General features: G+C 58.5%; 11 protein-coding genes. 2 read left to right on the forward strand and 9 right to left on the reverse strand.

Going from position 1 to position 12321, the window contains the following annotated elements:
* Window positions 1–119 precede the first annotated feature (119 nt).
* Entirely contained in the window at window positions 120–818 is a 699-nt protein-coding gene (locus ACO05M_RS02225; protein WP_421867176.1) for a zinc metallopeptidase, read from the forward strand.
* A 5-nt stretch (window positions 819–823) separates the two neighbouring features.
* Here ACO05M_RS02225 and ACO05M_RS02230 read toward each other — a convergent pair whose 3' ends face one another.
* From ACO05M_RS02230 to ACO05M_RS02270, 9 genes are all read right to left on the reverse strand, one after another.
* Entirely contained in the window at window positions 824–1243 is a 420-nt protein-coding gene (locus ACO05M_RS02230; protein ID WP_421867179.1) for a type II secretion system protein GspG, read from the reverse strand.
* Entirely contained in the window at window positions 1233–2870 is a 1638-nt protein-coding gene (locus ACO05M_RS02235; protein WP_421867182.1) for a multiheme c-type cytochrome, read from the reverse strand. Before ACO05M_RS02235 ends, ACO05M_RS02230 begins: the two co-directional genes overlap by 11 nt.
* Complete coding sequence (locus ACO05M_RS02240; RefSeq protein ID WP_421867185.1) at window positions 2867–3451, reverse strand: hypothetical protein; 585 nt, start codon at window positions 3449–3451, stop codon at window positions 2867–2869. Before ACO05M_RS02240 ends, ACO05M_RS02235 begins: the two co-directional genes overlap by 4 nt.
* A gap of 312 nt (window positions 3452–3763) precedes the next feature.
* On the reverse strand, window positions 3764–5296 hold the full coding sequence (locus tag ACO05M_RS02245) for a di-heme oxidoredictase family protein (protein ID WP_421867189.1): 1533 nt from the start codon (window positions 5294–5296) through the stop codon (window positions 3764–3766).
* An 11-nt stretch (window positions 5297–5307) separates the two neighbouring features.
* Window positions 5308–5874 carry a hypothetical protein gene (locus ACO05M_RS02250; RefSeq protein ID WP_421867192.1) on the reverse strand — a complete coding sequence of 189 codons (567 nt, stop codon included), beginning with the start codon at window positions 5872–5874 and terminating at the stop codon, window positions 5308–5310.
* Between the two features lie 68 nt (window positions 5875–5942).
* Window positions 5943–7202: an FTR1 family iron permease gene (locus ACO05M_RS02255; RefSeq protein ID WP_421867195.1), complete on the reverse strand. Its 1260-nt coding sequence runs from the start codon at window positions 7200–7202 to the stop codon at window positions 5943–5945.
* Between the two features lie 2 nt (window positions 7203–7204).
* Window positions 7205–9346: a transglutaminaseTgpA domain-containing protein gene (locus ACO05M_RS02260; RefSeq protein WP_421867197.1), complete on the reverse strand. Its 2142-nt coding sequence runs from the start codon at window positions 9344–9346 to the stop codon at window positions 7205–7207.
* Window positions 9343–10245, reverse strand: coding sequence for a DUF58 domain-containing protein (locus tag ACO05M_RS02265; protein WP_421867200.1), 903 nt, complete (start codon window positions 10243–10245; stop codon window positions 9343–9345). The genes ACO05M_RS02260 and ACO05M_RS02265 overlap by 4 nt, the downstream gene beginning before the upstream one ends.
* 9 nt (window positions 10246–10254) lie before the next feature.
* The gene (locus ACO05M_RS02270; protein WP_421867203.1) at window positions 10255–11205 is read right to left on the reverse strand and encodes an AAA family ATPase; all 951 of its coding nucleotides are present in this window, start codon (window positions 11203–11205) and stop codon (window positions 10255–10257) included.
* A gap of 620 nt (window positions 11206–11825) precedes the next feature.
* Here ACO05M_RS02270 and ACO05M_RS02275 point away from each other — a divergent pair.
* A complete protein-coding gene (locus tag ACO05M_RS02275) occupies window positions 11826–12320 on the forward strand; it encodes a hypothetical protein (protein ID WP_421867205.1) in 495 nt (164 codons plus the stop codon).
* Window position 12321: the final 1 nt, after the last annotated feature.

The following is a 12321-nucleotide window of genomic DNA, read 5'->3' on the forward strand; positions in this document are numbered from 1 at the left end:
GGCTTGGCGACCATTTAAACAAAATTGATATACCGCACCCTAGACCAACACAGAATCCCTGCTATATATACTAAAGTCTAACAAGCAAAAATAGCTCGATGACTAACGGGAGCACAGCCATGTTCGACCTGTTATCGATTCTTCTGGCAGTGGTGATGGTGCTGGCCGCACCCAAGATCTGGGCTCGCTATGTGTTCTTTAAGCATAACCGCGATAGACAGGATCTGCCCGACAGCGGCGGCGAGCTAGCCTGCGAACAGCTTCGCCAGCTGCACCTGCCCCAGGTCCATCTGGAACCAACGCAACATCGCAGCCATTACGATTCCGACAGCAAGGCGGTTTGCCTCAGCCCCAACTGCATGAATAACCACAGTTTAACGGCGCTGGTTAAAGCCGCCTACGAGGTGGGCCACGCCTGGCAGGACCATCGCAAGGCCGCCGCCGGACGGTTTCGGGCCGGACTGCTGCATCTGGCCGAGCAGGGCGAGCAGATCGGCTCCGGTGCTCTGCTACTGTCACCGCTGGTGGCATTGCTCGAGCCCAGCATCGGTGCCACGCTGCTGTTCTGTGCCGTCGTCAGCATGCTGACCGGTGCGCTGGTCCATCTGGTCATCATCCCGCTGGAATGGCAAGCCAGCTTCGAGTATGCCCTGCCTCTGCTGGTACGCTCGCAGCAGATCAAGCAGCAGGATCGACCCGCCGTGAAACAGCTGTTGGCCGCCTGCGCCCTGAGCCCCTTCGCTTATGCGCTGGCCAACCTGCTGGACGGGCGTCACTGGTTGAAGGTGCTGGGGTTTCGGCTTCCACAGCTGGACTGACTCGGCTACTTCACCCCCAGATCCCGGACCAGGTTGCCGTAACGATCCCAGCTGACGATATCGTCTTCACTGTCCACTCCGTCGGGTCCCCGCGACCAGATATCCATGATGTCGTAGGCTCCCGGATACTGGTATTGATAAGGCTGCCCCCAGGGGTCGACGGGAACATCCGGCAGGTAACCGGCTTCGACCAACACCTGCAAGCCGCCCGCCGCACTGCGGGGTGGCCCGACTCCCCGATCGGTCCCGTAGCCCCCGACGGCACTTTCGATGATCATCAAGCCATCGCGAGCCCGTCGGGCGTCGGCTTGCGACGGACTCTCCAACGCCTCGACATAGTGGGCGCTGACCAGCCCCACCACCAGCACACAGAGTGTGACGATCACCAGATCCAGCAGTGAGATATCTTTCCGATTAAGAGTCATGACCCGCTCCCTTAGCGACGCCCGAGCCGGCCCACACCTTGGATACCTGGGCAGGATCAACTTCGCTGACCGTTTCGAGCATCACCACCGGCGGGATCACCGTGCCTTCGAGCAGCTTGGCTTCCACCGGAAACTGCTCGACGGTGTTTTCCAGAATCTGCTGCAGCGCCAGCCGGTACCAGAGTCTGACCTCTAGTTTCAGCGGGCCACTGGCGGCCTCACCCAATGGCACCCGATAGCCGATTCGATCGGTTTCCATCGGCCGGATCGGTTTACGCTCGTAGTGCATCCGGTTGACGTCGAACAGGATATGACGATCGTTGTAAGCCCCGTCATCGTTGTACATCCGTTTGATGTAGCGCACCGCCTCCGGGTCTTCCTGTCCCTGCTCCCAGTCGAACCAGCCCGAGTGATAGACGACCTGGTTTTGGCTATCCGTCAGCTTCAGCTCAATCCACAGATAGCGCTGGTCCAACGGGCCGGTTGGCAGATTATGGCCGGCGCCGCTGTTCGTGATGGCGATATCGATCGGTAGAGCGCCATCGGATTCCAGCGTGCCGGTGGATACCTCCATATCGGCCGCCGACTTGAGCAGATCCAGAATCAGGCCCTGCTGTTTCTTCAGATCGGTCAGCCACTCCTCGCCGCTCATCAGCTCGTTCCTTCCCGGAACCCAGCCCCCGCGTAGGGTCACAATGGTCTGCTTTGGCAGGTCCGACTCGGTCAACAGATAATTGTTGCCGACGAAGCGGTGCGACATCTTCCGTTCTGGCTGCTCACCTCGCTTGAGCGCATCGACGTAACGGGCCGGTTCGGCATCCATATGGCAGTCCTGGCACTGGATATTACGATCGGCGTATTCGCTCAGACGCCACTCGTCGAAGGTTTCCTGAAAATGCAGCGGAAAGTCACCGTTGATCCGCTCCGGGCGGATCTCGGTATGGCAGGTCCCGCACATCTCCGATTTACCCATCATCGGGTTATGCCGTTTCGCCTGCATCGATTTGGCGTGTTGCTCCGGCGCCGCCATGATCAGGGTCGGATCCAGATAACGCTTGATCTCGTTGATATTCAAGGTCAGCCCGGCGTTACCGGCCAAGGGCCGCGCTTCGACGGCCGTATGGCAGAGGATGCAGGTGGCTCCCTCTTCGATCGCCTCGTTCGGCCCCACCGCCGTTAACGGCGAGCCTTCACCCGCCAGAATGGCCAACGGCTCGTGACAGCCGTCACACCAGCGGATCTTTTCCGTTGCCAGCTCCCCTCCGGCAGTGCTGCCGAACTCGTTCTGCAGAATGGCAGATTCGTAGATCAGATCGGAGCCGGTGATCGCGTGGATCGACGAGGCCCACTCCTTGTACTCTTTTTCATGACACTCTCCGCAGAAGGTTGCCGAAGGCACCGAGCGCCAATTCACCAGATGCCCATCGGTGGTCTTCCACTCCGACGGGTAGAACGGGCTGCTGTTGGTCCAGGGCATCGAATAAAACGGCAGTTCGGTCTTCCAATCGATGCCGTCGCCACCGGGGTTGGGTAGGAACAGCGTCAATCCGGCAAACAGCAGCAGGATGGCCACCACCGAGAAGGCGAAACGCAGGATCGGCCGGGTGACGGTGATGTTAATTTTCACTTGGCGGCCTCCGCGGCTACGGCCCCAGACGCCGCTTGCTTATGCCGCAGCAACCACAGCATATGGAACAGCAATACCGGTACCATCAACCCGCCGGCCCAGCGATGAACAGCACCCAGCAGCAGTTGAGTCGGATTTTCCCAGAGTACGACCAGGTCGAAAGCAAACAGCAGGCCGGGCAACGCGATCATCAACCCGGAACCGTAGGTCAGCAGCAACAGCACTACCAGCAGATAACCGATCTGTCGCTGGGTAAACTGGTGCTCGTTCTCATCCGACTTCTTGCCGAGCTTCCAGGGGGTAAGCAGCCAGCGTAAACGCTGCTTTTTCTCTTTCTGATGCAGGATAAAAAAGGGAATGACGATCAACAGGGAGATCACCCCACCCAGCAGGTGCAGAACCAGAATCAGCTGCGACGCCTGCCAATTGATATCCGCCGGCACAAACAGGTACCAGAAACCGCTGACCATCGTCAGCGCAATCGGGAGCATCAAACCGTACAGCAGCGTCTTCAGGTTCTGGAAGAACTCGAAACCACGATCACCCTCACCTCCGGTAACCGTGAAATTTAACATTCCCATGATGGCCTCTTACTGGAGCAGTAAACCTGCCTTCAATTCATTCAGCATGAACTCAAAGCAAATACGAATCAGAATCACTTACTATGCAAATAGTAGTGAGAATCAATTACCGATCCTTGATAGAGGTCAAATCCGGCAGAGAAGCCGTGACTGATGCGAAAAAGGCGCAACCAAATAGCTGCCCTAAGCTTGAAACTCAGCGGGGTATCCATCCATAAACCGGTACCCCAATTGCGCCGACTCCCGCAAGGGCGCGGAAATCGGCTGGTGGCTCTAGCTCACCGTAAAGTCGACAGTCGATGATCGCTGTGATCAGAGGCTGTTGATAAATTTCAGTAACGCCTGCCGATCCGCCTTCGACAGCTGCTTGTAGCGTTGCTTGGCTTGCTCAGCCTCCCCACCATGCCACAGGATCGCTTCCTGAATATTGCGGGCCCGGCCGTCATGCAGGAAGTTGGTGTGACCATTAACCAGCTCCACCTTACCAATGCCCCACAATGGCTGGGTGCGCCATTCGGTCGGGCCGGCCTCGAAGTCAGGACGGCCTTTCAGCCCCTCGCCCATATCGTGCAATAGCAGGTCGGTGTACGGATGAATCAGTTGGTTTTCCAGCCGCGCAATCTCGGTTTCACCGGTAGTGATGTTGGACTTATGGCAGCCGCCACAACCCGCCTCGGCAAACAGCGCCTCACCCTTGAGTGCAACCGGATCGTTCACGTCCCGTCGATACACCACCCCGAGGGTCTGCAGATAGGTTGTCACATCCACCAGCTGCGCCGGTGTCATCTCGAAGTCCTTACCCTGGATCGCTTCCAGGCAGGCGCTCTGTTCCGGCTCGCAGTTCTGGCGTGCCTTGTGGTTGAAGGCTTGATCATCATGACGATAGAGAAACAACGGGTTGTTCATCCCCATGTCGTTGTAGGCGGCCTCCGCCGACTGCTGGCGCACATCGTAGGAGTTGGCCTTCCAGCCGAAGCGACCGATCACCTTGCCGCCCCGCTCCAGATCCCAGACTTTGTTAACCCGGCCGGATATCCCATCGCCGTCGGCATCATCCGGATCCGCCCAAGCCAGCATATCTTCCTCTTTGATCGCCTCCAGTAATCCCAAGCCATAGACCTGGGGGCCGAAGCGCATGTCGTACATCGTATCTGCAGGCAATGGGCCATAGGCCAGGTTGGTAATCAGGAATTCCGGCTTACGTAGGCTGTAGGTTTCACCGCCTGGGAGCACACCGGTCTCAGCCTCGACCCACTTGACCCGCACGGTCGCCTCCGGCGGTACACCGGCGACGGACTTATCGCTGAGCTGATGACCATAACCGGGCGGCGACAACGGAGCGCCATAAGGACCAGTGCCCGGAATCGAGACTCGAACAAACCCTTCCATTAGCGGCTCATGCTCGTTCATCGGCGGACGACCGCGGCCATCGGCTGGGTGGCAGCCTTCGCAGGTCACCGCGTTGTAGAGAGGCCCCAGGCCATCGTTATTGCTGGAAAAGCCCTCCGGCAGTGCCGCTTGCAGCGGTCGCTCAAAGAAGCCATCGCCCCGGTCAAAGGCCGCCGACAACCCCCAGCCCATATTGGGGATCTCCTGGGCGAAGGTCTCGCCACTGCTGGAGTGGAAGTGAGTGGTATCGCCTCCGGATAAACTCTTAGGGTGTTCCTGCTCCAGATACCCCATGATATCCGGGTCTTCGTAAGCCGCGTAGGGAGCCCAAACGGTTAGATAGGCTTGGTAAGCCAGCACACTAAGCGCCACCACCAGCACCCCGACTCCTATCTTCAGGAATAGGGAGCTACTGGGTTTCTCTGCAGGCGCTTCGGTCGTCGTTGCCGTTGTCATCCGTCACCCCCTCAGCTGGCCGAAGCCAATTGGTCAGCCCGAGCCCCATCACCCAAGCGGCTGCTTTGGTTGCGGGTCAGAAACAGACGCAGGCAGGCCAGGAATACGAACATGAACAACAACCAACCCAGGTACCCCACCAACAGCGTTGAATAGGTACTTTCGGTTTCGATCCAGACGCTGAAGAAGAAGTAGGCGTACCAGGATCCACCGGCAAAGACCGGACCCAGCCACATGGTGATCTTGCGATGCTGCATCGCCAGCGCATTGGTACAGATCACCGCAAAGATTGTCAGCCGCATCAACAACTCGGGGTTGTCGGTCCAGTAGACGAAGTTATCGACGTGGTAGTAGTAGATCAGGTTGGTCAGCTCGGTCAGCAACGCCAACGCCATTCCAACCCGCAGGATGGTGTAGAGAATATGCAGGATCCGCTTCTCGGCCGGCTCGGTATGCCCCTTGGCCACCATGCAGAAATACAACGTCATCACGCAGGTCGATGTACCCAGACAAAGCCCGACCGCCAGAAAGCGGACCAGCTGGGCGCTGTAAAGCCATGAAAGTTCAGATAAGTACATGTGATTTCACTCCCACAAGCGAGGTTTCAGTCTGGAAACGTTCAGGACAAGAATTCAGTTGAAATCGGTTATGATTGGGGCTTAGCTTGCGCACCAACCTCATCGGCACGGCGCTTTTTCATTGTCAGCATCCACGCCAGCACCGGTACGGCAATAAAGACGGCCTGCAACGCCAGGGATTCGAGGCTCGGAAAAATCCCCAGCCAACCGACCGTAGCCAAGCCCTCCAGGTAGGTGTTGGGAATCCAACCGGCCACCTGCAATTCCAGCACCGACTTGCCGGCAAATACGACCGCCAACACGAACAGCAACGCCGCCGTGCCTGAGAAAAACTGCTTCAACGGCAAACGTACCGATAGTTGGAAGATCGCCAGGTAGACCGCGCCCAGCAACAGCAGCGCGAGTCCGAAACCGGTTGCGATCGGCTCCAGGCTGTCACCGACATCGGCCACCAGCGCCTGATAGAACAGGATGGTTTCCGCCCCCTCCCGGTAGACGGCAAAAAATGCCACCGACACGATCGCCATCAGGCTGCCGCTGCTGACGGCATCACCGAGCTTGTTGTGGATAAAGCCCTGCCACTGCTGCATCTCGCGACGGGAAAACAGCCAGAAGCTGACGTAACTGAGCAGTACCGCCGCCACCAGCATGGTCGCGCCTTCGATAGTTTCCCGAGCCGCACCACTGTTGCTGATCAACCCTTGCAGTGCCCAGGCAGTCAGTACGCTGGCCACCAATGCCGCACCCACTCCGATCCAGATCAGCACTACCCGGTCCGCCGCACCGGCCTTGCGCAGGTAAGCCACCAACGCGGCGATCACCAACAGCGCCTCGACCCCTTCACGCAGCAGAATCAGCAGCGATTGAATCGCCACCGACCAGAAACCACTGTCGCTGTTGTCGATCATCGGCGCCCTAACCAGCTGGGCCCGCAGGCTGGACCAGAGCGATTCCACCTCGGACGCTGGTTTCCCGCTGACTGCGGCCCCGATCAGGCGACTAAACGCCATCTCGATCTCCAACATCGCCTGCTGGTCGGCCTGCGCCACGGCAAGCTCCAGCCCCATCCCTTCAAAGCCGCCAAAATACAGATCGGAGAACTCGTTACCGTAGCGCACCGCCTCATCGGAACTGTATCCGGCCACCGCCCGATCACCGCGCTCGATCACCTGCGACATCACCAGAGGGTAATCGGTCGCTTCCGCCCAGGCAGTGGAGCCCAGCAGCAACCCCAGCATCAGCAACAGACCACGCAACCGGCTCGCCCATGCTGCCGATCCCCTGTCACTGAATGCTCCTTCCCAGGCTGATCCCTGCTCTCTTTTCATGCTTACAACATCCCCGCTAGTCGCTTGATATCTCGCTGAAGCTCTTTGATCTGACCCGGCTCTACCGAGGCGCGGCTGTACCGGAGCCGGATATAGGCCGAAATCACCAGTTCCAGCGCCGGGTACAGATTCTGGGCTTCAACCTCCAACCGCTGCAGCCATCGCTGCGGACACTCCTGCGGCCCACAATCCAGCCCCTGTTTGGCCATGGCCCGGTTGAGTTGTCCGAACAGCCGCTCGAGTGGGTCCTGCTTGGCCTTGCGGCGCCCAAGCAGCAGTCCGTAGATCAACATCAACAGCAGCAAACTCAGCAGCGAAGTCGCCAGCAACGACTTCCAGTCCACCGTCCGCAGGCCGGACTTTTTCATCAGTTCCACCTGCCGGTCGGGGTTGTAGTTCAGGATCCAGGTTTCCAGTCCGCTGCTCAGCGATACCAGCCAATCCATGCCTGTAGCCGGGCTAGATGCAGTGCTCGGCTTGGACTGCCCAGTGGGTGTAGCCACGGGTTCCGGTGCCTTGGCGACGGGATCTTTGGCGGCCTTCTGCTTGGCCGGTTCAGACTTAGCCGCTTTTGCAGCCGGCTTGGGTTGCTGCTTTGCTGGTGGCTCAACAAAATCTTTGGCTTCGAATCGCTGCCAGCCTTTCAAGTCATCCCAGGCCTCAACCCAGACATGGGCATGGGCCTGACGGACCACGACAAAATTGGTCAGCGCGATCAGGCTGCCTCCCCGATAACCGGAGACCAGTCGGGTGGGAATACCCGCAGCGCGAAGTACCAGCGCGGTGGCACCGGCCAGGTGCTCGATACCGCCCTCTTTTCGGTCAAAGAAGAACTCATCCAGACTGTCTGGATACTCTTCGATGTCGGGCGTCTGGGTTAACTGGTAATCGCCTTCGGCCAGATGAACCTGCAGATCGTAGATGCGCCGGGCTGGATCGGATTCGGCAAGCGCCAGCTCGCCACCCCATTGCTGTAGTCTCGGGTTGGCGTTTTGCGGTAACTGCAGGTAACGACGACGCTCCTCCTGGGTCAGCGCACGGCCGCCGCTGTACTCCAGATAGGCCTGCTGCTGATAGTTAAACTCGCGGGTCAGCTTTCGAATACCCAACACCTGAAACTCGTTGGAGATAAAGGTCTCCGGACTGCTGCCGTAGGGAAAATCCAGCCCGTACATCCAACGACCGCCGTTGGCGGTGATCCGCGCCTCGTAGGAAACACGATCCGATTTGGACGCAATCACACTGTCTAGCTGGTTACGATTTCTAAACGAGCCCTTTAACAGCCGGGTACGGTTATCCCAATCCGAACGCATTTGCCAAGAGATACCGTCGTAGAGGTCATAGACCGGGCCACGCCAATAGAGCCGACTCTTGTAGGGCACCGTCCCCTCGAACTCCGCAACCAGAATCGGTGAATCGCTGGTTTTCAGTCGCGAGACCTTGCCCGCCTGCAGACTGGCTTTGAATCCTTGCTCGCGTTGGTCCTGATCGATCACCAACTCGATCGGCAGCCCCATCACGATGCCGAGATCCCACAGCGGCCCCTGAATCCGGGGTACCGTGACAAACAGTACCACCGCGATCGGCAACGCCAACAGCAGTAAACGGGTCGCCGTTCCCAGCCGAGCCAACAGCACCGACAAGCCATTCGGCTCATCGATCAGTAGTTGCACCAGTACAAAACAGAACACGCCCAACAGCAGGTAGCTCAATCCCACCAGCCCATTAAATTGCAGGCTACTCAGGGCGAACAAGACCAGACTCAGCGTGGCCAGGAAACGGAATTCATGCGGACTGGAAGACTCAGCCCATTTTAGCGCCACCGCAATCAACAACCCGCTGAGGAACGTCTGTCCACTCAGCCAGGGCTGCGCCCCGAGTTGTATCTGAGCCGCCCAGGCCACAATGACCGACAGCACCAGCAGGCTACGAGTCCGCGGCTGAGGGTTAACCCAAGCCCGGGCAACGAACGGCAACAACACCAAGCCCTGCAGGATCAGCGACAACGGCAGCAGCGTAGGGATCAGGGCCACCAGCAAGTACAGCGCGATCAGCCAATCCAGGCGCGGATCGGCGATACCGCTAGCCTGCTGCGGCTGTGAGTTTGTCCGGCCACGGCCAGACAGCAAGCTCATTATGCTCATCGACCCGCCTCCGGCATCCTGGCCAACGCGCTCAGACAGCGGTGCAACTGAGGTGCGCCAGCGGCCGGCTCAATCCGCTGTCCCGGCAATAACAAGCCGAACTCCATTCCCCGGTTGAAGCTGTCCAATACCCAATGGGTCAGACAACGAATCCGCTCTTCATGACCCAATCGAGCGGTATCCTCCCAGTGCAGCCAACCCGAAGGCAGGCCCTCTTCGCCGTCAAACTGTTTGACCTGGAGCTGATCATTGCGAGCCAGAGCCCGCCAATGGACCCGACGCAGATTGTCACCGGGTTGATACTCTTTCAGTCCCGAGAGGGAATCGGTTCCGTCGCGACGATGGGCCTGTTCACCTTCAGAGCGCAACTGCAGTTCCTGTAACGGCTCAGCCCGTGGATAAACCAGGGCATCCGGCAGCCGACACAACACCACCGAACTCTGGAATAAACCCAATGGCCAGCAACTGCTCAAACGCAGCATCGATGCGGGGTAATCACCCCGTTGCTCGGTTCCCACCGACAGCTCGATCCGCTGATGCTGATCCCCCTGCAGTGACACCAACACCGGCTGATCGCCCAATTGCAGCTGATGCCGCTTGGCCGTATCGCGTCCCTGCAGCACCACCCCATATCGAAGCGACTGACCGGCATGAACCGGTTCGACTCCGGCACACTGGCCACTGACGCCGCGTAAATTCCGCAGGTTGCTCCAGAAGCTGATAATCAACAGCGATCCAAGCAGAAAACAGAACGTAAACAGCAAGTTATTACTGTGATTGATCGCCAGCAGGAAGATCACCAGCAGGCAGGCCAGAAACAGCCCACCATTAGCGGTCGGCCGAATACGTCGGCGCGGTCCACCAGGCTGTTTCCGAAGCCGTTTCCCAAGCAACGTCATCGCCATGCCTCAACGTGGAATTACGACCTGGTCGATAATGTCCAATCCATTGCGCACCGGATCCGACTGGCCATCACGGCGCTGCAACCGGTGCCCGACAACGTAGGGGAACACCGCCTGAATGTGCATCGGCATCAACTGCGCATCACCACTAAGCCAGGCCCAAGCCTTGGCGGCGTTTAACACCGCCAGTCCGCCCCGGGTCGACACACCGCTGACAAACAGGCCGGACTCACGGCTGTACTGCAGCAGTTCGTACAGGTACAGCAACACCTGGTCACCGGCAGGAATGTCGCGACAGGCTTGTTGATAGGTTTTCAGCTGCGGCGGTGAGACAGCGGGCTGCATCTGCTCCAGCAATTGCCGCCGACTCTCGCCCGCCAGGATTTCCAGTTCCGACTGTTTAGCCGGATACCCCATCTGGATCCGGACCATAAAGCGATCCAGTTGCGACTCGGGTAACGGCGAGGTTCCGGCCTGCTCGGACGGATTCTGGGTCGCGATCACAAAAAACGGCACCGGCAGCGGCCGGGTCTCACCATCCAGACTGACCTGACGCTCCTCCATCGCTTCCAGTAATGCGCTCTGGGTTTTCGGTGTCGCGCGGTTGATCTCGTCGGCCAGCAACAGCTCCGAAAATACCGGCCCTTCGACAAATCGAAACTCGCCGCTGTCCTTGTTGTAGATCGAAGCCCCCAGCAGGTCGGCCGGCAGCAGGTCGTTGGTGAACTGGACCCGCTTGTACGCCAGCCCCAAGGCGCCGGCCAAGGCATGGGAGAGTACGGTCTTACCCATGCCCGGCAGGTCTTCAAGCAACAGGTGGCCGTTGGCCAGCAGACAGGTCAGTGAAAGCTTGATCTGGGGCTCTTTGCCGAGCACCACGGAGTTTAATTGGTCAAATACCGCCTGCATCGGCTGACAGACTTCGGTGGATGCCACGGGATTGAAGATGGCCGTCATAGCTTACTTACCTATTCGAATGCCGGAGGAAGAGCCTTCCTTGTGTTGGTCGTTAGACGTTAAAGATCGATCAAAACCTGGTAACCGCTGCTCGATCCGTCTTTGGGATAGACATACATCTCGAGCGCCTGAGTCGCTGAGGAAGCTTCAATCGGCGCCGCAGCGACATCGGTTTGGGAAGAGGATGAGTCCTCCGCCGCAGAGGGCGAGGATGACTGGGGCAAGCCCTGTAACGCGCAACCGGAAAGCAGCAAAGCGGCGACCGCCGTAAGTGCTGGACGCCCTACGCCGAGCACCCCTGTGCGCAATTTCCCATCAACCATTGAAGACTCGCCTCCTCAGTCCGCTTGCCCCGCAGCCGGTATTCACAAAGCCCGACCAGGTATTCGCCGGACGCAGCTATCCAATGGCTGGGCACTATAGCACATGGTTATAAGAATGATTATCGTTAATTGAATTATTCTCAAAAACAATTAAGATGCGCTGGCATAGATCACCGATGCAGAAGTACTCAACGTTTTCTTGACCAGGAACTCACCGTGCCAATACCGCACCAGAAACCACGGCCTGCCGTAATTCAGATCCGGAATCCTCCGTTTGGTCTATTGGCCGCATTGGTAATGACAGTTACCTGGCTGCCAGCCCAGGACAGCGCTGCCGAGACGACACCCCTGGTCGCCCAAGCCACCGATCTGCAGAGCAAGATGGAAACCTACTACCAGACGCTCAATCAGCAACTCGACAAGCACCTGAAAAACCGGCCCCGGGATCCGTTCAACAACCCGTACCAGAACAGCACCGATCTCAGTTTCAAACCCCAGAGCAAGCTGAACAGCCCCCCCGCCGCACCCACCACGGCAAACGCCCCGGTGTTCAAACGGCGTTCAAATGCCGGTCTGCCCAATATGAGCTTCAAAGGGATGATGGTCGTTAACAACGAAAAGCAGGCGTTACTGGAGATCGAAGGGGTCGGCACCTTCGTGGTGAAAGAGCAGGACAAGGTCGGCCTGCAGCAGGTCAACAGCACCGGCGCGGTGCTGCACGTTATTCAGATCAACGAACTCAACCTCATCATGGAAACCGGCAGCTTCAGCGAAAAGCTGGTGGTGCAGTAGA

Source organism: Motiliproteus sp. (assembly GCF_965230735.1).
Taxonomy (GTDB): domain Bacteria; phylum Pseudomonadota; class Gammaproteobacteria; order Pseudomonadales; family Balneatricaceae; genus Motiliproteus.